At 66.2% G+C, this 21,115-nt stretch carries 22 protein-coding genes; 16 read left to right on the top strand and 6 right to left on the bottom strand.

The features are described 5' to 3' along the window. Positions 1–8: 8 nt before the first annotated feature. The 4 genes from V5279_RS42090 to V5279_RS42075 are packed head-to-tail and all read left to right on the top strand — an operon-like array spanning position 9 to position 3,199. Positions 9–305: a (2Fe-2S)-binding protein gene (locus V5279_RS42090; RefSeq protein WP_338692763.1), complete on the top strand. Its 297-nt coding sequence runs from the start codon at positions 9–11 to the stop codon at positions 303–305. Next, a complete protein-coding gene (locus V5279_RS42085) occupies positions 302–1,720 on the top strand; it encodes an NAD(P)/FAD-dependent oxidoreductase (protein ID WP_338692761.1) in 1,419 nt (472 codons plus the stop codon). The genes V5279_RS42090 and V5279_RS42085 overlap by 4 nt, the downstream gene beginning before the upstream one ends. Beyond that, positions 1,717–2,838 (top strand): FAD-dependent oxidoreductase, encoded by a 1,122-nt coding sequence (locus V5279_RS42080; RefSeq protein WP_338692759.1) that lies wholly within the window; start codon positions 1,717–1,719, stop codon positions 2,836–2,838. The genes V5279_RS42085 and V5279_RS42080 overlap by 4 nt, the downstream gene beginning before the upstream one ends. A gap of 13 nt (positions 2,839–2,851) precedes the next feature. Beyond that, positions 2,852–3,199: a RidA family protein gene (locus tag V5279_RS42075; RefSeq protein ID WP_338692757.1), complete on the top strand. Its 348-nt coding sequence runs from the start codon at positions 2,852–2,854 to the stop codon at positions 3,197–3,199. A gap of 190 nt (positions 3,200–3,389) precedes the next feature. Here V5279_RS42075 and V5279_RS42070 read toward each other — a convergent pair whose 3' ends face one another. Beyond that, positions 3,390–3,665 (bottom strand): hypothetical protein, encoded by a 276-nt coding sequence (locus V5279_RS42070; protein ID WP_338692755.1) that lies wholly within the window; start codon positions 3,663–3,665, stop codon positions 3,390–3,392. A gap of 287 nt (positions 3,666–3,952) precedes the next feature. Between V5279_RS42070 and V5279_RS42065 the strand changes: the two genes are divergently transcribed. From V5279_RS42065 to V5279_RS42030, 8 genes are all read left to right on the top strand, one after another. Continuing rightward, positions 3,953–5,023, top strand: coding sequence for a sensor histidine kinase (locus V5279_RS42065; protein ID WP_338692753.1), 1,071 nt, complete (start codon positions 3,953–3,955; stop codon positions 5,021–5,023). 152 nt (positions 5,024–5,175) lie between these two features. Next, on the top strand, positions 5,176–5,832 hold the full coding sequence (locus V5279_RS42060) for a response regulator transcription factor (RefSeq protein WP_029083136.1): 657 nt from the start codon (positions 5,176–5,178) through the stop codon (positions 5,830–5,832). A gap of 139 nt (positions 5,833–5,971) precedes the next feature. After that, positions 5,972–6,355, top strand: coding sequence for a hypothetical protein (locus V5279_RS42055; RefSeq protein WP_338692751.1), 384 nt, complete (start codon positions 5,972–5,974; stop codon positions 6,353–6,355). Between the two features lies 1 nt (position 6,356). Beyond that, a complete protein-coding gene (locus V5279_RS42050; protein ID WP_166299515.1) occupies positions 6,357–8,108 on the top strand; it encodes an OmpA family protein in 1,752 nt (583 codons plus the stop codon). Beyond that, positions 8,108–8,608: a Rab family GTPase gene (locus V5279_RS42045; protein WP_166299513.1), complete on the top strand. Its 501-nt coding sequence runs from the start codon at positions 8,108–8,110 to the stop codon at positions 8,606–8,608. Before V5279_RS42050 ends, V5279_RS42045 begins: the two co-directional genes overlap by 1 nt. Before the next feature lie 285 nt (positions 8,609–8,893). Then, entirely contained in the window at positions 8,894–9,307 is a 414-nt protein-coding gene (locus V5279_RS42040; RefSeq protein ID WP_166299511.1) for a DUF3597 domain-containing protein, read from the top strand. Positions 9,308–9,468: 161 nt separating this feature from the next. Continuing rightward, complete coding sequence (locus V5279_RS42035) at positions 9,469–9,753, top strand: hypothetical protein (RefSeq protein WP_338692745.1); 285 nt, start codon at positions 9,469–9,471, stop codon at positions 9,751–9,753. Positions 9,754–9,844: 91 nt separating this feature from the next. Next, positions 9,845–10,012, top strand: coding sequence for a hypothetical protein (locus V5279_RS42030; RefSeq protein ID WP_166299507.1), 168 nt, complete (start codon positions 9,845–9,847; stop codon positions 10,010–10,012). Positions 10,013–10,071: 59 nt separating this feature from the next. Here V5279_RS42030 and V5279_RS42025 read toward each other — a convergent pair whose 3' ends face one another. Both V5279_RS42025 and V5279_RS42020 read right to left on the bottom strand, forming a co-directional pair. Continuing rightward, positions 10,072–10,890, bottom strand: a complete 819-nt coding sequence (locus V5279_RS42025) for a class I SAM-dependent methyltransferase (RefSeq protein ID WP_338692742.1) — start codon at positions 10,888–10,890, stop codon at positions 10,072–10,074. After that, a complete protein-coding gene (locus tag V5279_RS42020; RefSeq protein WP_166299503.1) occupies positions 10,877–11,341 on the bottom strand; it encodes an Rrf2 family transcriptional regulator in 465 nt (154 codons plus the stop codon). The genes V5279_RS42025 and V5279_RS42020 overlap by 14 nt, the downstream gene beginning before the upstream one ends. A 345-nt stretch (positions 11,342–11,686) precedes the next feature. Between V5279_RS42020 and V5279_RS42015 the strand changes: the two genes are divergently transcribed. Next, entirely contained in the window at positions 11,687–13,777 is a 2,091-nt protein-coding gene (locus V5279_RS42015; protein ID WP_338692739.1) for a tetratricopeptide repeat protein, read from the top strand. 46 nt (positions 13,778–13,823) lie between these two features. On the opposite strand, the gene V5279_RS42010 is transcribed toward V5279_RS42015, so the two are convergent. From V5279_RS42010 to V5279_RS42000, 3 genes are read right to left on the bottom strand one after another with little or no spacing between them, the layout of a single operon-like run. Beyond that, positions 13,824–14,105, bottom strand: a complete 282-nt coding sequence (locus V5279_RS42010; RefSeq protein WP_166299501.1) for a helix-turn-helix domain-containing protein — start codon at positions 14,103–14,105, stop codon at positions 13,824–13,826. Further along, entirely contained in the window at positions 14,102–14,425 is a 324-nt protein-coding gene (locus tag V5279_RS42005; RefSeq protein WP_338692735.1) for a type II toxin-antitoxin system RelE/ParE family toxin, read from the bottom strand. The genes V5279_RS42010 and V5279_RS42005 overlap by 4 nt, the downstream gene beginning before the upstream one ends. Positions 14,426–14,477: 52 nt before the next feature. Continuing rightward, positions 14,478–16,208, bottom strand: coding sequence for an ATP-dependent Clp protease adaptor ClpS (locus V5279_RS42000; protein WP_338692733.1), 1,731 nt, complete (start codon positions 16,206–16,208; stop codon positions 14,478–14,480). 343 nt (positions 16,209–16,551) lie between these two features. On the opposite strand from V5279_RS42000, the gene V5279_RS41995 reads away from it, so the two are divergent. The 3 genes from V5279_RS41995 (at position 16,552) to V5279_RS41985 (ending at position 20,859) form a co-directional block, all read left to right on the top strand. Continuing rightward, entirely contained in the window at positions 16,552–18,894 is a 2,343-nt protein-coding gene (locus V5279_RS41995) for a mechanosensitive ion channel family protein (RefSeq protein ID WP_338692731.1), read from the top strand. A gap of 229 nt (positions 18,895–19,123) precedes the next feature. Next, the gene (locus tag V5279_RS41990) at positions 19,124–20,224 is read left to right on the top strand and encodes an LLM class flavin-dependent oxidoreductase (protein ID WP_338701699.1); all 1,101 of its coding nucleotides are present in this window, start codon (positions 19,124–19,126) and stop codon (positions 20,222–20,224) included. 80 nt (positions 20,225–20,304) lie between these two features. Continuing rightward, a complete protein-coding gene (locus V5279_RS41985) occupies positions 20,305–20,859 on the top strand; it encodes a flavin reductase family protein (protein WP_338701697.1) in 555 nt (184 codons plus the stop codon). The last annotated feature ends 256 nt before the right edge of the window (positions 20,860–21,115 follow it).

Genomic DNA, 21,115 nt, shown 5'->3' with positions numbered 1-21,115 from the left:
GGCATCCAATGTTCAAACGATCCGATCAAGACAAGCGGCCGAGCGTGCAGATCTTTGTCGATGGCGCCGCCATCGAGGCGCGCGCCGGGGACACGGTTTCCGCGGCGCTGCTGGCCTCTGGCCGCGACGTGCGCCGCGCCACCGCAGTCAGCGGTGCGCCGCGATTGCCCTATTGCATGATGGGCGTCTGTTTCGACTGCCTCGTCACCATCGATGGCGTCGGCAACCGCCAGGGCTGCCTGGTGCCGGTCACTGAGGGCATGCAGATCGAAATCCAGAAGGGCAAGAGGGAGATCGGCCGATGACCACGACGCCGCGTCGCGACAATTATGACGTCGTGGTGATCGGAGCGGGCCCCGCGGGGCTTGCCGCGGCCGCGATGGCGGCCGGGGCCGGCCTGTCGACACTGCTGCTCGACGAGAATCCGGGCCCCGGCGGCCAGGTCTGGCGCAGCATCGCGTCGACGCCGGTGAAGGCGCCCGAGCAACTGGGGGCCGATTATTGGGCGGGCGCCGATCTCGTCGCGGAGGTGAAGTCGAGCGGTGCCGAGATTATTCACCGCGCAACGGTCTGGAGCCTCGATCGTCAGCACGAGATCGGCGTCTCGGTCGGCGGCACGTCGTGCTTCATCAAGGCGCGGCGGGTGATTCTCGCGACCGGCGCGCTGGAGCGGCCATTTCCAATTCCCGGCTGGACGCTGCCGGGGGTGATGACTGCGGGGGCGGCCCAGACGATGTTGAAGTCGTCGGGCCTGGTGCCTGATGGCCCGACCGTGATCGCGGGCCAGGGGCCGCTGCTGTGGCTGCTGGCGGCTCAGATCCTTCGCCTCGGCGGCCGGATCGATCGCATTCTCGATACGACGGAACGCCGCAACTATCTTGCGGCATTGCCTCACGCTTTGGGATTCGTGATGTCGCCCTATTTCGCCAAGGGGCTTGCGATGATGCGCGAGGTGAAGGCGAAGGTCTCCGTCGTCACCCGAGTCAGCGAGCTCGCCGCTTCCGGTGAGGGCCAGCTTGCCAGCGTGAGCTACGTTGCCGGCGGGCGGCGTGAGACCATTCCGGCGGAGCTGCTGCTGCTGCATCAGGGCGTCGTGCCGAACGTCAATCTGGCGATGGCGGCGGGGATCGAGCATCGCTGGGATGATCGGCAGCTGTGCTGGTCGCCGGTGCTCGATGCCGACGGCAACACGTCGGTCGAAGGTATCGCCATCGCGGGCGACGGCGCCGGCATCGGCGGTGCCACCGTTGCGGTGGCGCGTGGCCGCATCGCCGCGCGCGCCGCGGTCGAGGCGCTGGCGCCTGCCTCCGTTGCCAAACTCGCTGCTGACAATGTGCTCAAGACGGCGCTGGCCCAGGCCGAGCGCGGCCGCGCCTTTCTCGACGTGCTGTTCCGTCCGGCGCCGCAGTTCCGGATACCGTCGGCGGACACGATCGTCTGCCGCTGCGAGGAGGTGACGGCCAAGGACATTCTCGATGCCGTCGCCATCGGTGCGACCGGTCCGAACCAGCTCAAGGCCTATCGGCGCACCGGCATGGGCCCGTGCCAGGGGCGTCTTTGCGGTCTCACTGTCACCGAGCTGATGGCACAGGCGCGCGGCAAGAGCCCGCAGGAGATCGGTTACTACCGGCTGCGTGCGCCGGTGAAACCGATCACCTTGGCGGAGCTTGCCGCCATGCCGCGGACCGAGGCCGACGTCAAAGCCGTGGTGCGCGGATGACGAAGCTTGCGGATGCCATCATCGTGGGTGGCGGCATCCACGGATGCTCGACCGCGCTTCACATGTGCCTGGCCGGCATGAAGCCGGTGCTGATCGAGAAGGACTATGCCGGCCGACACGCCTCCGGCGTCAACGCCGGCGGGGTCCGGCAACTCGCACGGCATGTCGCCGAAATCCCGCTCTCGATTCGTTCGATGGACATATGGGAGCGGATCGAGCAGCTGGTCGACGACGATTGCAGCTTCGAAAGCCATGGCCAGGTGCTGGTCGCCGAAAACGCCGCGGAGCTGGAAACCTGCCGCGCCCGGGTCGCGGAGCTGAACGCGCTCGGCTTCACCCATGAGGAGCTGATCGACGCAACCGAGCTGCGACGGCTGGTGCCTGCCGTGGCCGACAGCTGTCCCGGCGGCGTGGTCTCACGGCGCGATGGCGCGGCCAATCCGGCGCAGACCACCACGGCGTTTCGGCGCAAGGCCGAAATGCTCGGTGCGACCGTGCGCGAGGGCATCGCCGCCGGCAATATCCGGCAGCATGACGGGCTCTGGCATGTCGATGTCGGCGCCGACAGCTACGCCGCGCCGGTGCTCGTCAACGCCGCCGGCGCGTGGGCCGGGCGGATCGCCGCCAGTCTCGGCGAGCCGGTCCCGGTCGAGACGGTGGCGCCGATGCTGATGATCACCTCACGCGTGCCGCATTTCATCGATCCCGTCGTGATCCTGCGCGGCCGCAAGCTGTCGTTCAAGCAATTCGCCAATGGCACGGTGCTGATCGGCGGCGGCCATCTGGCAACACCGGATCAGGACCGCAACGAGACGGTGCTCGATTGGCACAGCCTCGCGGTGAGTGCGCGCACCGTGTTCGAGCTGTTTCCGGTGATGCGCGCCGCGACCATCATGCGCGCCTGGGCCGGCATCGAGGCGCGCACCAGGGACGAGCTGCCTGTGCTGGGGCCGAGTGCCCGCCACAAGGGGCTCTATCACCAGCTCGGCTTTTCGCTGCATGGCTTTCAGCTCGGACCCGCCGCCGGCGCGGTGATGGCGGAGTTGATCGCCAATGGCGGCACCCAGACCCGGATCGGCGAGCTCGGCATCGAGCGCTTCCAGACTTCCCAACCCTGAAGACGAGGACATCATGACCATCACCCGCAGCATCCGCACGCCGATCATGCATCGCGCCGTCGAAGCCAATGGCTTCGTATTCGTCGGCGGCACCATCGCCGACGACACCGGCGTCTCGATGGGCGAGCAGACCCGCAACATCCTCGGCAAGATTTCGGGCTATTTGAAGCAGGCCGGAACGGACCCCTCGCGCGTTGTCAGCGCCTCGATCTTCGTGACCGACCTGTCGAAGAAAAAGGAGATGGACGCGGTCTGGACCGAGTTCTTCGGCGACAATCTGCCCGCGCGAGCAACGGTCGGTGTGGCCGATCTCGGCGGCGGCGCACTGATCGAAGTCGTGGTAACTGCGCTCAAGGGCTAAAGCATGATCCGGAAAAGTGCACAGCGGTTTTCCGAACAGATCATGCTCAAACGAGAAGCATGATCCGGACCCGACGGGCCGCGTTAGCGCAAAGCGCATGGCGGTTTCCCTCGCGACAAACGCGGAACGCGTTTGCGCGGAGATCATGCGCAGACAGGAGCCCAGGGCGCGATGAGAGCTCAATCCGAACTCATCGGCCCTGGACCACGCCGTCCGCCGTCGGAGCTGCATAAATCTCCCGCGCGCGCTTGGTCACGGCCGCATAACGCGCCGTGGCGCTGAGGCTCATCAGGCCGGCGCGCACCAGTCCGAGAATGGCACGCCGGGAGTGGAACGGCCCGGTCTTGCGCGCGGCATATCCGCGCGGATAGAGCTGCAGGCGGCCGGCGAGGGCTTCCTGCAGCGCCACCTTCTGGGTCGCACTGAGGCGCCGACGCCGTGCGGGCTTCTCTACTTCCGCCAACATGCGCAGCTCGATGCGCGACGGTTTCCGTGGCGCGGCCCTCATTGTCAGCTCAAGCTCCGGTCGACCGGCGCGGCCCTGCAAGGGCGCGGCCCGGCTGGCGTCGCCATCGGCGACGGCATGTGGCACATCATGGATTGCGCCGTTGCTCATTCTAGGGAGACAACCGCATTTCGAGCGGCGGCGGCATCTGACGAAAGTCAGGATCGGTTGTGACGAAAGTCATATTCGTTTGCGACCGCCGCGGGCTTACGCCAGAGTGGGCTGCTCGCTGAGCTGATGGGCAACGCATGATCGATCTGAGCGCGGATTTGCTTGCGGCCGCAGAAGCCGATGTCATCGGTCTCGCCGTCATCGCTGCCGACCGGCGCATGCAGCGGAAGATCGGGCGGCTGGTCGAATGGCTTCCCGCCATCGGCGTCGATTGCTGCGAGTGCATCCTGCTGGTCGGCATGGAAGCCGAGTTGGCGGCGCTGGCCGCGGGCCAGCGGGACATGATCGCGCTGGCCGGTGTGCGCGGCGCCTCGCCGGGGATCACGCAGCCGATAACGGCGGTGGTGCGGTGGAATGGCGCGCAGTCACACTACTTCGTCATCGCTATGCCGGACTTCGCGGGCCGTCAGGTCGAAACGCTGCTCGGCAGCGAGCGCCGGGCCCGGCGCCTGATGGAGCAGCAACTCGAGGCGGCGAGCGCCGAGGTGCGGTTTGCCTCGCTGGCGCGGACCCGGCTTCGGCTGGCGCGCGATCTGCACGATACGCTGGTGCATTCGATCGTGGCGCTGCTGACCCAGATCCGGCTGATCAGGCACTATTTGTCGGCCGATCCCGCACGCGTGGCGGACAGTCTTGCGACCGCGGAAGACGCGGCGGCGAGCGGCCTTTCGCGCGCACGCGAAGCCATCGATCGCCTGCGCACGCCCGACGATCTGAAGCTTGATCCCGATGTCGAGGGACTGCTGAGCGATTTCGCCGCTCGCAGCGGCGTCAGGGTCTCGATCCAGATCGACGAGCAGGCACGGCCCGGCTTGCGCGACTGCGGTCTGACCGTTCAACGCATCCTCTCTGAGGCGCTGCGCAATGTTCAGGCACATGCGCAGGCGCGCCGCGTCTCCTTTCACGCCTTCGCCGAGCCGGCCGCGGTCGGCCGCAAGCTCGTTGTCGAGATCCGCGATGACGGCCGCGGCTTCGATCCCGCGGAGCCTACTCCAGGACATTTCGGATTGATTGGCATGGCCGAATTTGCTGAACTTGTCGGCGGAAGCTGCGCGGTGGAGAGCGCGCCCGGCCAGGGAACGCTGGTCCGAATCTCGCTCCCCGTGGCGGCGCCGCCGACAGCGTCTGCCGGCGTGCTGGCCGATTGATGTCACGGCCCGCGCATTGAGAGCGTTTTTCGAGCAAAGTGGCTACCGGTTCGCGTAAAGTAAACGCGACCAACAAGAGGATAAGAGCATGATCCGATTCGATCGGATCACGCTTTGGAGCGAGAAGACCTTCGAGAGGATGACGGAAGCCCGTGAGCAGGATTGAGAAGGTACGGGTGCTGATCGCCGAGGATCAGACGCTGATCAGGGAAGGTATCGCGACACTGCTCGCCCAGCAGAACGACGATTTCGAGATCCTGCCTGGTGCTGCCGACGGCGAGCAGGCCATCGAATTCGCGCGGCGCTATCGGCCGGACGTCATCCTGATGGATTTGCAGATGCCGCGGGTCGACGGCATCGCCGCGACCCAGCGGATTCTCCGCGAACTGCCGCAGACCCATATCGTGGTGCTGACGACGTTCGAGACCAACGATCTGATCTTCGAGGCAGTCAGCGCAGGCGCCAAGGCGTATCTGTTGAAGGACGCCAGGATCGAGGAGATCGCGGGCACGATCCGCGCCGTGATCAACGGCCAGTCCGGGCTGTCGCCGAGTGTCGCCGCGCGCATCCTCGACGAGTTCAAGCGGCTGCGCGGCCCGCGCGTCTCGGCGAAGCTGCCGGTTCGCGACGGGCTGACGGCGCGGGAGAATGAAATTCTCACGCTGATCGTCGAGGGCAAGAGCAACACCGAGATCGGCGAGCGGCTGCATTTGGCCGAAGGAACCGTGAAGAACTATGTCAGCACCATTCTGGAGAAATGCCAGGTCAAGAACCGTACGGAACTGGCAATAAAGGCAATAACTTACTAGAAATAATTGCCTCAAGCAGCACAACCACGCGGTTGATCCGGCTGAGATTGCTCGCCTTTCTCTGGGCCGCGCCCGTAAAATTGGCTATAGGATTGTTCCGGATTTGCTTTTTGACACCGCACGTCCGGATTGCGCGGCCATGAGTAGTAAGCAGGGAATGACCATGAAGGGTATCGAGCGCCAGACCACCGATGGACTGGCAAACGCTCCGGCGGCCGGCAACGGCGTGGATCCGGCGGCGCATGGCATGGCGGCGATCGATCAGGTCCGCGATCTGCTGTTCGGCGGCGCGCAACGCTCGCTCGAGACCAACCTCTCGGGTCTGCGCGAGGAGATGCAGGCGCAGCTCAAGCAGATGCAGGCGGACTTCACCAACGAGCTCACCGCCCTGCAGGCGAGGCTCTCCGACCTCGAGCGGGATACCGAGCAGAAGCGCCTCGACTCGCTGAAGGATGTCGGCGCGGCCATCACCCAGCTCGGCGCGGCGATCAGCGGATTGGGATCGGGCCGCTCGGGCACATAGCATGGCAGCTGCTGCCGGCCAGAACCGCGAGATCGAGCAGCTCAAGACATTGCTGTTTCAGCCCGAGGCGACGCGTCTGACGTCGCTGGAGGCCAATCTCGACTCGCTGCAGCGATATGTCGGCAACGCCGACCGCCTGGAGACGGCAACCGCCGGCATCCTAGTGGAGGCGCTGGAGCGCGCCGAGGTCAACCGGCCGCGCGAGCTCGCCAGCGCGATCGCGCCGGTCGTGGTCTCCGCGATCCGGAGCGAGATCAAGAATTCGCGCGAGCAGATGATCGAGGCGCTTTATCCGATCGTCGGCCGGCTGGTCAGTGCCGCGGTGGCGAATTCGTTCCGGGAACTGGTTGCCTCGCTCGAGCAGCGCATCAATGCATTGACCTCGGCCCAGCTGTGGGTGGGGCGCGTCAAGTCGCTGGTGACGGGGCGCCCGATCAGCGAATTCGTGCTCGCGGACAACCCGCCGCGCGTCAACCGCCTGCTGATCATCGAGCGTGGCAATGGCCGCCTGATCGCGGACTGGAAGCGCGACGCGACCGCCGACGAACGCGCCGACCTGCTCAGTGCGATGGTCGCGGCGATCCTGGAATTCTCGGTGCAGGCGCTCGCCGGCGAAGGCAATCTGCAGACGCTTGATTTCGGCGGGCGGCAGCTCGCGCTGCGCGCCTCGCCCCGCTTCATCCTGGCGGCGGAGTGCCTCGGGCCGCTGCGTCCCGCCGACAATGCCAGGATCAATTCGCTGTTCTTCGATGCGATCGAGCGCATCGACCGCGGCGCGGACTGCGATGGGCCGATGCTCGCCACGCTCGCCGCGTCGATCGAGACCGATGACGCCCCGCGCAGGATCGCGAGCCGGCGCGGCAAGGTCATCCTGATCGCCGTGCTCGCGGCTATCGCCGCGCTGCTGCTCTGGCTTGCGGTGACGTCGGTGACGCGCAGCCTGCTGGAGCGGCGGACCCATACGGCGCTGGAGCAGCTCGCCACCAAGCAGCCGTTGCTGGCCTCGTTTCCGCTTCGGCTCGACTTCGATCACGGCAGCCGTAGCGTGGCGGTCTCGGGTATTGAGCCGAGTCAGCTGGAGACCGCACCACTGCTCGACGTGCTCGCCGCTGCGGCGGCGCCGTACAAGATCGTCAACCGCATCGGCCTGGTGTCCGCACCGGAGCAGGTCGCGGCATCGCAGGCCGGCATCGCGGGCCTGCAGCAGGGTATGGTGCGCCTGCAGGCGAGCCTCGACCAGATGCGCGAGGCGATGAGCGCGCAGGCCCAGTCGGGCGACCAGAAACATGCGGCGCTCAGCGCGCAATATGACAAGCTCGGCGAGCAGTCTACGAAGCTGGGCGAGCAGGTTGCGAAGCTGCAGTCCGTCGCCGACGGACCGACGGCGCGGCTCGACCGGTTCATCGCCGCCTCCGCGATCTTCTTCGTCTACAATTCCGATGAATTCCTCGACAACGATCAGGCCGAGCAGCAGCTGCGCGAACTGGCCGGCGTGCTGGCGAACAACGATCTCAGGGTGCGCATCGTCGGCTATGCCGACCAGAGCGGCACGGAAGGCACCAACCGGACGCTGGGGCGCAAGCGGGCGGAGCAGGTGCAGCGCAGGCTGGCCGCGCTTGGCGTCGATCCGTCGCGGCTGATCCTGGTGTCGCGCGCCGCGACGATGCCGATCACTGACCGGCCCGACACCACCGCCGGCGGCAACCGCCGGGTGGCGTTCGAGACGGTCTATCGAGGCGAAGTGTCGCGCTGATGCTCACCGCAAAAGTCATGTTGCTCGGCGATATGGGGGTCGGCAAGACGTCGATCCTCTACCGGCTGATCTACAACCGGTTCGAGGGCCAGTACAAATCGACGCTGGGCGTCGAGATCCTGAGCCATGACGTGGTGCCGGCGGACGGCAGCGATCCGATGCGCCTCGTGCTGTGGGACACCGACGGCGATTTCGGCACGCAGATCTTCGACACCGTCTATGTCACCGGCGCATCCGCCGCCATCATCGTGTCCGACGTCACGCGGCCGCAGACGGTGAGCCGCATGGTCGAGCTGGTCCGCGGTTTCGAGGAGCGATTTCCGGGCCGGCCGTACCGGGCGCTGTTGAACAAGATCGACCTGCCGGAGGCCGCGGGAAGCGCCGGCGCGATCGGCGAGCTCGCGAAGTCGAGCGTCAAATCGGTCAGCGCGAAAACCGGCACAGGCATTGCGGAATGCTTTGTCGAACTCGCGCAGACCATTCGCCGCCGCCAGCTTTAGCTCAGGAAACTTCGGCGCAGGTTTGTGTCAGCCGCCCCGACTTCTCGGGGCTGGCGAATCGGGCCGGGGCGGCTGACTTCATCGCACGTGGGGCGTACGATGAAAGGCTCTCACGCGGCCGCTTGGCGAGCGGCACACTTTCCCCGCCAACTGCACCACGTGGTCCCGCACTCCGATAGTGACGATGGTCATCTTCCGCTCGGCCAATGGCCTGCCTATCGTCCGCTCCGTCACTGGAACCCGCCATGAGGCAAACGCTGTCTCGGGCGCACGGAGTGAGAGATCATGAGCATTTTTGGAAGCATCATGGGTGCAATCTTCGGCCATGGCGCCCAGGCTAAGACGGCTGGGACCGCCGCTGAGACCACAACGACGGCTGCGCCGGGTGCCTCGCCGGCAGCACCGTCAACGTCGGCTGCATCGGCAGCGCCCGCGGCGCAAACCGTCGACGTCGCGGCGATCGTCGACAAGGCCGCCGCGGCCACCGGCGAGAAGCTCGACTGGCGCAGCTCGATCGTCGATCTGATGAAGGCGCTCGGCCTCGACAGCAGCCTTGCAGCGCGCAAGGAGCTCGCGAAGGAGCTGCACTACACCGGCGATACCAACAACACCGCCACGATGAATGTCTGGCTGCATCAGCGGGTGATGGCCAAGCTCGCCGCCAATGGCGGCAAGCTGCCGGCCGACATCAAGACCTGACGAGCTGCCTTGAGCCGTGCGAGGCGCCAAAGCATGATCCGGAAAAGTGCGTAGCGGTTTTCCGAAAAGATCATGCTCAAAGTAAGGAGCTAAAGCGCGACATCGCGCTTTAGTTTCCCGCACGGCTCCGAACGATGTGTATTGCGTGAGGAGCAGTTGCGATGACCTCATCTCATCTTGCCGCCATGGGCAGTCCTTGGACCGGCTTTGTCCGGCCCGTCGCGTCGATCGGCGCAGGACTTGGATTCGTCGCGCTGGCGCTCGGCATCATGATCGCCATCGCACGCGCCGATAGCGCCAGCGACGAGCCGCGGCCGGCGAATGCAAATGTGCAGCGCGCCGCGCAGAACCTGCCGCCGGCGCGGGTCATCCTGCCGGCGCCATGGGAGCAGGCGGCTCCCGTGCAGCCGGTCGGAGCGCCAGCGAAGCCGGCAGACCGCAAATAATTTCCACGCCTTCGTTGCGGCCGGCGATCTTACGCATTGCGTAGCGATCGCTGCGAATGGCCCGCACGCCGCCCAGCTCTGGAGCCTCGCCATGCCAGAACAGGTCAAGCTGCCCCGAAAATTGTCGCAGGAGCCTGGTGGTCCGTCGACGCTACGGCCGAGCCACCGGCGGGTCATCGAGGAACTCGACCGCTGGGCCAACAGCCCCGGCCTGCAGCCGCCGAGCGATGGAGAGAAGCAGGACGACGATACGCGCTGAGGCGAGAACGGCACGGCCACGGACCCGCCTCACCGAGCCCGCCAAACTCCGCACTGCGATCAGAGCCGCCGGGCCGTCGCGACCAGTGCGGTCGAGGGAATCGCGAAGATGTCACCGACCCGTCCGCGCTCGATCTCGCTCCGGAAGGCGCGCGCGACCGCGGCGCTCTGGTCCGCGTCGAGCCCGCTCCAATGCGGCATGAATTCGAACAGCTTGTCGACATCGCCGGGATTGCCGACATTGAGCTTGAAGTCGTGGGTGATCTCGGCGACCGCCGGAACGGAGAAGCCGGCGGCGATGACTGCCGCAGCGAGGCGGCCGGGATCGGCGAGCTCGGCGAGGCCCGTGCAGGGCATCGGCGTGACGTTGTCGGAATAGAGCCGCCGGATGATCTGCGCGAGCAAGAGATGCACCGCGGCGCCGTCGGCGCTTTTCCAGACCGCAATCGCGGCCGTCCCGCCTGATCGCGTCACGCGCGCCATCTCGCGCAAGCCGGCGCGCCAGTTGGGAAACAGCATCACGCCGAACACCGACACCGCCGCATCGAATGTAGCATCCGGCAGGTCGAGCGCCTGGCCGTCCATCTGCCGCGCCTCGATGTTCGCGACATCATGCGCACGGACCCGCGCCACCATGCCGGCGGAGAAGTCGATCGCGGTGACGTCTGCGCCGGTGCGGGCGGCGGCAAGCGCTGCCGCACCGGTGCCGGTGGCGACGTCGAGCACTTTGGATGACCGGCCGATCGGGAGTGTTGCGACCGCGGCGTCGGCGAAGTGCGTCGTGAACGGCTGCGACTGCGCCTCGTAGGTGGCAACCATCTTGTCCCAGTGCGCGGGATCGTTGAACGGCAGAGGTTTCGCCTGCTCACTTGACTGCATGGATCTGGTCCTCAAGGCTCTGTTTGTGCTTGGCGAGCCGGCGCTTGAAATCCTTGGCGAGGGCATCGAGCGTCACCGCGCCGAGCCGCTTCAGGAAGATCGCCTCGACCTCGCGAAACGTACCTGTGAGCGCGTCGTTGACCGCCTGTTCGACCAGGCACCCGGGATTTTCCGAGCGATGGCCCATCGCAACGATCGTAGGCGCGCCGACCGCGCGATAGATGTCCGCGAGCGTGATGTCGGCGGGATCGCGCGCGAGCGTCCAGCCGCCGCCATGGCCCTTCTCCGAACGGACCAGCCCCTTCTCGCGCAGGCCCGCCATCACGCGGCGTACGACCACCGGGTTGGTGGCCATCGCCTGGGCAAGTTGCTCCGACGTGACCGGTTCGCCCGCTCCGATCATGTGGAGCAGGCCGTGCAGCACACCAGACAAACGGCTGTCGCGTATCATGTAACTTCATATGTTACATGATGGGCCGGACGTCAAGAGGGCGCATGGCGGGCGCATCATCGCTCCTGGTCGCCCTCTTACCTCCCCTTGAAAAGGGGAGGTCGCTTCGCTCGGCAGAGCAAAGCGGGTGGGGATCCGCTCTCTCCGCTTGCAGCGTCGTCTGCGGCTGACCCCCATCCCGACCTTCCCCCTTTCGGGCGGAAGGAGAAGAGATCAGGGCCTGCACCCGGGTCATGATTCTTCAATCGGGATATTCGTGCCGGATTTGGCGGCGCCGCCCGTTTAATCCCTATCGGGATTGCGAAGGGCGAGGGCGGTATCGTGGGCAGTGTGGTGGTTGATCGGATGTTGCTGGATGCGGTGGCGCATTATGGCGCGGGCCGCGCGGCGGAGGCCGGCATGCTGTGCGGCGATATCCTCACCGCCGATCCCGACCATGTTCCGGCGCTGCATCTGTCCGCCGTCATCGCCTTCGTGACCGATCGCGCGGCGGAGGGCGCGGTGCTGCTGAACCGGGTGTTCAGCCTCGATCCGCATCATGGGCCGGCATTCGCCACGCTCGGCGATGCGCTCGCGGTGAAGGGCGAGCACGAGGGCGCGGCGGCGGCGTTCCAGCGCGGCGTGACGCTGCGGCCGAAGGATGCCGGCCTGCACATCAAGCTCGGCGTTGCGCTGTGCGATCTGTCGCGCTTCGACGAGGCCGAGACGGCGTTCCGCCGCGCCATCGCGCTCGATCCCGGCCTGACGCGGGCGAAGTTCAACCTCGCCGTTGCGCTGGCCGGGCAGCGGCGGCCGGTCGAGGCGGAGCAGGCCTATCGCGAGGTGATCGCGCGGGACCCGGCCTATCGCGGCGTCTGGCTCAATCTCGGCAATGTGTTGACCGATCAGAACAAGCTCGGCGACGCCGCCACCGCCTATCGCCGCGGGCTTGGCACGGATCCCGACAATGCCGGGCTGCATTGCGGTCTCGGCGGCGCGCTCTACCGCCAGGGCCTGCTCGACGACGCGATCGTGCAATTTCGCCGCGCGACGGCGCTCGATCCGGAAAACCTCACGCCGCAGCGTCTGCTGGCGATGGTGCTGCACGAAGCGGGCGAGCGCGAGGAGGCACTCCGCATCTATCGGAAGGTCTCGGCCCGCGACCCGTCCGACCACGTCATCCTCAACAATCTCGGCGCCTGCCTCTTCGAGCTTGGGCAGGTCGACGACGCCATCGCCTGCGCCGAGCTCGCGCTGGCGCTCAAGCCGGACTATGCGGCTGCGCACACCAATCTCGGGATCATCTTCGAGGCGCAGAATCTGGTCGAGGCGGCGGTCGCAGCACATCGGCGCGCCATCGAGCTCGAGCCCAATTACGCCAAGGGCCATGCCAATCTCGCGGTCGCGCTGCGCAATGCCGGCGACATCGATGCCGCACTGGTGGCCTCGCGCAAGGCCATCGCGCTCGATCCCGATCAGCCGCTCGCGCATTACAACCACGCGCATTTCCTCTTGATGAACGGCGAGTTCGAGGAGGGTTTTGAAGAGTACCAGTGGCGCCGCAAGACCAAGATGCTCAGTGACGGCGATCCCGTGTTCGACGAGCCGGAATGGCAGGGTGAGCCGCTCGCCGGGCGCACGCTGCTGCTGTTTGCCGAATACGGGCTCGGCGACGCCATCAATTTCGTCCGCTATGTGCCGATGCTGGCGGGCAGAGGCGGCCGGATCATCCTGCAGGTGCAGCCGGCGCTGGTCTCACTGCTGCGGCCGATGCTGCCCGATGTCGCGGTGTTCGCCCGCGGCGAGTCATTGCCGCCGTTCGATCTACAGCTGCCGCTGCTGAGCCTGCCGCGGATCTTCCGCACCACCGTCGATACGATTCCCGCTGACGTGTCCTATCTGCAGGCGGATGCCGTCAAGCTGGCGCGCTGGCGCGCGGCGCTCGCCGGCGCCGCCGGGCTGAAGGTCGGCGTGGTCTGGGCCGGCAATCCCAGGCACAAGGGCGACCGCCAGCGCTCGCTGCCGGCGGACGCCGTGCTGCCGCGGCTGGTTACTCCTGGTGTCCAGCTCTACAGCCTGCAGAAGGAACCGCGGCCGGACGATGCACCGGTGCTGCGGCGTCTCGGTTCCGATATCGTCGACCTCGCGCCGACGCTCGGCGATTTTGCCGACACCGCAGCAGCCGTCAGCGCGCTCGATCTCGTGATCGCCGTCGATACGTCGGTGGCGCATCTTGCCGGCGCGCTCGGCCGCCCGGTCTGGCTGCTGTGCCCCTATGCGCTCGACTGGCGCTGGCTGCGCGACCGCGCCGACACGCCGTGGTATCCGACCATGCGGCTGTTCCGCCAGGACCGACCGCAGGCCTGGGACCGCGTCCTGTCGCGGATGTCCGACGAGCTTGCGCGGGTCGTGGCCGGTGATCGCGCGCTGCTGTTGCCGCCTGTGCAGCGGGGATAATCAGCCAGCGGCGCCGATGGGCGGGCGGATCGTCTGTTGCTTGCCGTTACGCCGCCGAGAGTCGGATCTGGAACTTGCTGCCAGTCGCCTTGGCAAATCGTAGCAGCGTCTTGGTGCTCGGCAGCGTTTGGCCGCTTTCGAGGCGAGCGACGGTCGACTGACTGGTGCCCATCCGGGCGGCAAGTTCGGATTGCGACAGTCCTGCGCGCTGGCGCGCTCTCACCAGTTCTGCGGCGATCTCGAATTCGGGTGCAAGCGCGTCGTATTCGACCTTGACCTTGGGATTGGCCAGCAGGCGCGCCTTGAGCTTTTCGAACGGAATGGTCATGCAATTCCCTTTGCTCGCCGCAACGCCAACTCGATCTCCGCTGGTGGCGTCTTCTGAGATTTCTTGACGAACGCGCGCACGACTACGACCCGGCGACCGGTGGCCGTCACATAGAGTGCCCGCGCAATTCCCTCGCGCGCTGTCAGCCGCAACTCCCAAAGCTTCCCTACCAGGTGCTTGACATGCGGTTCTCCCAAGCTTTCCAGCCCGGCGGGAATGATACGTTCGGAGAGACGGAGGAAACGCGCCTGCATGTCAACCGGCAACGCCGCGATCTCGGCCGCGACGACCTCATTGAGGATTTCCACACGCCACGACATTCGAAGGAATATCTCATTTTTGAGATAGCATCAAGTGGCGATGCGCGTCCCATCACCCCGCGCTCATTCCCTGCGCTCCGCCGAGCAGCTTGACGTTGAGCCGGCCGCCGTCGAACAGCATCTCGTTCAGCGCGCCGTCGATGTCTACAGCGGTGACGTCCCGGCCGTCGCCGCGTGCGATGCTCGCCTGAGCGATGCGGCGCATCAGCTCCTTGATGAAGGCGGCGCTGACGCTTGCCGTGCGTGCCACCGCTTGGTCGATGATGGCCTCGTCGAGCGGCAGGCCCTTGCCATAGAGCCGGATCAGCTTGCCGCGCCCGGTCTCGTCGGGCAGCGGCACCTCGATCGCCTGGTCGATGCGGCCGGGCCGGCCGGCGAGCGCGCTTTCGAGCTCTTCCGGTCGGTTGGTGGTCAGCACGAACAGGATATCGCAATCCTCCTTCAGGCCGTCCATCTCGTTGAGCAGCTTGTTGAGCAGGGATTCCTCACACGGTCCGCCCATGTTCTCGCGGTCGCGCGCGATCAGGTCGACATCCTCGATCACGACCATGGTCGGCTGCAGCAGGCGGGCAAGGCTCATATAGGCGCCAAGCAGGCCGACCTGCTCTGCGGTGATGATCAGCGTGGTATGGCCGGGCAGGTTGGTGGCGAGATAGCGAATGGTGTGGGTCTTGCCGGTGCCGGGCGGCCCGTAGAGCAGGATGCCCTTGCGGGTCGACTGCCCGAGCCCGCGCAGCAGATCGCGGCTTTCGACAAAGCCGAGCACATTGCGGTCGAGCAGCCGCAGCGTCCGGTCCGGCAGGATCACGTCATCACGAGCAACCGTCGGCAAGCGATGCACGGTCACACCCTGTGCGCGGCCGCGATAGTTTGTGGCATCCTCCAGCGACAGGATCTTGCCGCGATAGGATCGCGCCGCATGCACGGCAGCTTCCAACTCGGCAAAGGTCCGTTGCACCAGGGTGTTTCCGGCGGCGCCTGCGGGCACCGCGAGTTCGATCCGCAGGCCCGGCTCGCTGCGATAGTCTCGGTGGTAGCTGAGCAGCACCGCGTAACGCAGGTCTTCGGCTCGGCACAGCCACAAGCCATTGGTGAGGCATTTGACCGGCTCGGGCGCGCCGACGTCGACGTCGTGATACTGCGGCGGCGCGATCGCCGGCGCATTGCGACTGTCTTCCATCAGCGCGGCGAAATCGAGGGTCTCGTAGCGGTGCGCCTCATGAAGGCCGAAGAAATGGATCGGTGCGTCGAACAGCCTGTCGATTGCGATCTGAACATCGGCGCGCATGTGACCGGGAAACTGCCGCGACCGGGTCAGGATCTGGTTGCGGGGCACTCCGGCAAAATGCCAATCGAGGGCCACGAAGGCATATCGGAACTCCTCGCCCGGCAGGTTTTCCGAGCTGGCCCTGGCGGCGAGCAGGCAGTTGCTGCACAGGCAGACTGTCTTGCGGCCGAGAAAAACGTCCGTCACGGGGTCCAGCGCGCCACAAAGGTCGCACGGCCGGGCCGCATCGGCGGCTGCGGCCGTGATCAGCAACGGATGGCCATTGCTGCGGATCAATTGCTGCGCGGACTCCAGGAGTGCCTGGGCGACCGTGGCGGGATAGGGCCCGCACGCGATTCCGCTCTCGGCCTCGATCCTCGCTGAGGCGGCAATTGCCTCCTTCCGGGACTTGCCGAACACCGTGCGCAGCAGGTTGCGCATGAATTCCAGCGGTGTGTCGTTGTCATTGTGAATGAAGAGCTTAACCGGGCCATTCTCTGCAAAGACGTCGTGCATGATCACCTCGAAACGCAGTCGCAAAAAAGAACAAAATAAGAACATCATGGCCGCCCGCAGACGTCAAGCGAAAGATTGTCCCACTTCATCCCTGACGTGTGGTGGGTCGATAGACCGGCGAAGCCTGGAACACCGGCACGCGTAAACGCACTTCAACGCTTGTGACGATTGTGTTGCGGCAAATGCCAAGACAAATGCCAAGAGAAATGCCAAGAGATGGCCGCTGCAACGGCAAACTTCCGACACATCATCGGGGCGAAAAGGAGTAATCCGACATGATGCGAGCGCGAGGCAGATTCTCTCGAGGAATCTTCCGTCGCGCGATTATTTTTATGAGGTCCTCGTGTCGCACAAACTTCGTTTTGCGATCCTTCTCGTCTTCACGCTGTTCCTTTCTCCCGCGCTCGCGCAGCCGGCCGCCAAGCCGGCGCCGCCGCAACCCGCGGCCAGTGACGCGCTGACCCCTGAGCAGGCCAGGCGCGCGCTCGACACGCTGCAGGACGACAAGAAGCGCGGCGAGATCATCAACACGCTGCGGGCGATCGCCAATGCCTCGCCGCAGGTGGCGCAGCCCGCGCCGGCCCCCGAGCAGCAGTCGCCGATCCCGCTCACCGCCGATAGTCTCGGCGCGCAGCTGTTGCTGATGGTCTCGGAGCAGGTCGGCGAGATGTCGCGCGAGGTCGCCGACGTCGCGCGCACGCTGACGCATTTTCCGGCGTTCTATTACTGGTTCGTGCGCACCGCCAACGATCCGGCTGCCTATGGCCTGCTGATCGATATCGCCTGGAAGCTGGCGCTGGTGTTCGGCTGCGCGCTGGCAGCCGAATGGGTGGTGTTCCGTTTGATCAAGCGGCCGGTCGCATTCCTGGAAGCGCGGCTGCCGCAGACTGCGCGGGTGCCGGTGCAGGCGCTGGCCAGCGCCGATCCACCGTCGTCGGTCGCCGACGTCACCCCGGAGGGCGAGTTGCATCGCCGCCGGCTCGGCCTGGCGCGGGCCTGGCAGTCGCTGGTCCGGCTGCCCTTCGTGCTCGGCCGCCTCGTGCTCGAATTGCTGCCGGTGGTGGTGTTCGGCGGCGTCGCCACCGCGCTGCTCGGCACCGAGATCGGCGACCAGTCGACCACGCGGCTCGTGATCCTGGCGGTCGTCAACGCCTATGTGTTCTCGCGCGTGCTGATCTGCGCGGTGCGCGCGCTGGCCGGTCCGTTCGGCCTGTTCCGCGTCCGTGCCGAGACCGCGGCCTATATCGAGATCTGGGCGCGGCGCATCGTCGCCGTCGGCGTCTCCGGCATCGCCTTTGCCAATGTCGCGTTGCTGCTCGGGCTGCATCGCGCCGGCTACGCCGCGCTGCTCCGGCTCGTGATGCTGATCGTGCATCTCTTCGTCGTCGTCATTATCCTGCAGTGCCGCCGGCAGGTCGCGGAAGCGATCCGCGCGCCGGCCGGCCGCACCGGCATCGCGGCGCGGACGCGCAATCGTCTCGCGTCGCTCTGGCATGTGCTGGCGATCGCGCTCGACCTCGCGCTGTGGGCGGTGTGGGCGCTCAACATCCGCAACGGCTATTCGCTGCTGCTGCAATATTTCGTCGGCACCGTCGCGGTGCTGCTGGTCACCCGCCTCGTCATCATGGTGGTGCTGAGCCTGATCGATCGCGGCTTCCGCATCAGCCCGGAGCTGCTGCACCGCTTCCCCGGGCTGGAGACCCGCGCCAATCGCTATCTGCCGCTGCTGCGCAAGGTGGTCACGGCGGTGATCGCGCTGATCGGCTTCGTCGCGCTGCTCGAGGTCTGGGGCGTCGACGCCATCGTCTGGTTCTATGGCGGCCAGATCGGCAGCCGCCTGATCTCGGCGCTGGTGACGATCGGGATTGCCGCATTCGCCGCGGCCGTGATCTGGGAAGTCGCCAATGCGCTGATGGACCGGCAGATCGAATCGCTGTCGCGCGAAGGGCACTTCGCCCGCGCCGCGCGCCTGCGCACCTTCCAGCCGATGCTGCGCACCGCGCTGTTCTGCATCATCGTCACGGTGGTCGGGCTCACGGCGCTCAGCGAGATCGGCGTCAATGTCGCGCCGCTGCTCGCCGGCGCCGGCATCGTCGGCATCGCGATCGGCTTCGGTTCGCAGAAGCTGGTGCAGGACCTGATCACCGGGCTGTTCCTGCTGATCGAGAACACCGTGCAGGTCGGCGACAATGTCACGGTGTCGGGGCTCTCGGGCGTGGTCGAGAACGTCTCGATCCGCACCATGCGGCTGCGCGCCGGCGACGGCTCGGTGCATGTGGTGCCGTTCAGCGCGGTGACCACGATCACCAATGCCAGCCGCGGCGCCGGCAATGCCGCGGTCAGTGTCAACGTCTCCTACAAGGAGGACACCGACCGCGCCGGCGAAGTGCTGAAGGACATCGTCGCCGGGATGCGCCAGGAGGCGGCGTATCGCGCGCTGATCCGCGGCGATCTCGAATTGTGGGGCGTCGACAAGGTCGACGGCTCGGTCGTGACCATCGTCGGCCAGATCCGTTGCACCGATGGCGGCCGTTGGTCGGTGCAGCGCGAGTTCAACCGCCGCATGAAGCGGCGCTTCCAGGAAGAGGGCATCGAGATCGCCTCGATGGGCCAGACCATTTTGATGCAGCTTCCCCCGCCGTCGGAGCCGGACACCAGTGCGCTGCCGCGCCGCGCTGCGGGCTGATTTGCGACACCGCGTTCCGTCTCATCGTTGCGACACCGTCTCGCGACGATGAGACGGCAAGGGCCTCGCTGAGCCCGAGGCATGGCTCATACTTGGCCGAAAACGCCGTCTTTCCTCCTCCTCTCCTGCGATTTCCGCGCTGGCACAGCGCTTGCTCAACGCATCTTTCGAATGCGCGGCAAGACGCATTGCATGACTGAACCGCAAAGCCAGAAGGAAGGAAATGCACATGGAGCTTGGCTACTTCACCATGCCCTCGCACCCGCCGGAGTGCGGATTGAAGGAGGGCCACGACTGGGACCTGCAGACGCTGCGCTGGCTCGACGAGCTCGGCTATCAGGAGGCCTGGATCGGCGAGCATCACACCGCGCCCTGGGAGCCGCACCCGTCGCCCGACCTGCTGGTCGCGCAAGCGCTGCTGCAGACCAAGAATCTGCGCATCGGACCCGGCGGCTTCCTGCTGCCGTATCATCACCCGGCCGAACTCGCGAACCGCGTCGCGATGCTCGACCATCTCTCGAACGGGCGGCTCAATTTCGGCGTCGCGGCCTCCGGCCTGCCGAGCGACTGGGCGATGTTCAATGTCGACGGCATGTCCGGCCAGAACCGCGACATGACCCGCGAGGCACTCGAGATCATCCTGAAGATGTGGTCGGAGCCGGGCCCGTGGACGCACAAGGGCAAGTTCTGGACAGTGTCGAAGCCGGACACGATGTTCGATTTCCTCAAGCCCCATATCAAGCCGCTGCAGGGACCGCATCCGCCGATCGGCGTCGCGGGACTATCGAAGAACTCGGACACGCTGAAGCTCGCCGGCGAGCGCGGGTTCATTCCGATGAGCCTCAACCTCAACCCGGCCTATGTCGGCAGCCACTGGGATTCGGTCGAGGCCGGCGCGGCCAAGACCGGGCGCAAGCCGAGCCGCAAGGACTGGCGGCTGGTGCGCGAGGTGTTCGTCGCCGACACCGACGAGGAGGCGTGGAGGCTGTCGACCGGCGACATGATGGGCCGGATGATGGGCGAGTACTTCCTGCCGCTGCTCGGTCATTTCGGCTTCAAGGACTATCTGAAGCACGCGCCCGACGTGCCCGATAGCGACGTCACCGTCGAATATTGCGCGCGCCGGAATTGGATCGTCGGCTCGCCGGCGACCGTTACCGAGAAGATCGAGAAGATCTACCAGGAGGTCGGCGGCTTCGGCGTCCTCTGCGTGTTCGGCTTCGACTACAAGCACAGGCCGGAGGCCTGGCGGCACTCGCTGGAGCTGCTCAAGAACGAGGTGATGCCGCGGCTCAAGCATCTCGGCGCCGAGTTCGAGAAGGCTGCATGACAGCTGCGCGGGGTGCGGGGCTTGCCTCGCACCCCGCGTCGCATATCTTCAAGGGGATTTTATCGGTTCAGGGTCAGGGCATGACGGTCGACGCACAGAGTTTCAAGCAGGCGATGCGCCATTGCGCGGGCGCGGTGGCGCTGGTGACGGTCGGCCGCGAGCCGGGCCAGCGCACCGGCCTGACGGTGACCTCGGCCTGCTCGCTCTCGGACAATCCGCCCTCGGTCCTGGTCTGCGTTAACCGTAACGCCAGCGCGCATACAAGGATCCGCGAGGAGCGCCATTTCGTCATCAACTTCCTGAACGAAGACCACGCGATGCTGGCGCTGACCTTCTCCGGCCAAAAGGGCGTCAACGGCGATGACCGCTTTGCGTTCGGCCGCTGGACCACGGGCGCGACCGGTGCCCCGGTGCTGGAGGATGCCGTCGCGGCGTTCGACTGCGTGCTGACGCAGGAGCTCGAGACCAGGACCCATTCGGTGTTCATCGGCGAAGTCCAGCACGTGCGCGCCGTGACCACGGTCGATCCGCTGATCTATCTGCGCTCTGGCTTCCAGAGCGTGCGCAACATCCACGACCCCGTCGTGCTCGGCGATCTCGACGCGCGCCGCGTCAGCTGGAACGAGTTTTCCTGATCGATTGACGGAGTCGGCGATCGGTTGGATTGCGACGATACTATCGTCGCTCTTCCGTGTTTTCGCCGCGCCAGCGGCGAGCCGTCCTTCGATAGTCAATCAGCATCGCTGACCAATCCTGATCAAATCGACGCGCGCATCATATGCGCGAGCGCATGCTATAAGCGCCGTCGCGCGTGCAGGCGCGATCGATGACGGCGTCGGTGCGCTCATCGCGGTTGCCGGCGGCAATCTGAAGGACAGGCGCGTCGCGGGA

It is taken from the genome of Bradyrhizobium sp. 26S5 (assembly GCF_036923295.1).
GTDB classification, from domain to species: domain Bacteria; phylum Pseudomonadota; class Alphaproteobacteria; order Rhizobiales; family Xanthobacteraceae; genus Bradyrhizobium; species Bradyrhizobium septentrionale.
The sequence above is the reverse complement of the archived record's forward strand: the minus strand, read 5'-3'. Positions and strand labels throughout refer to the sequence as shown.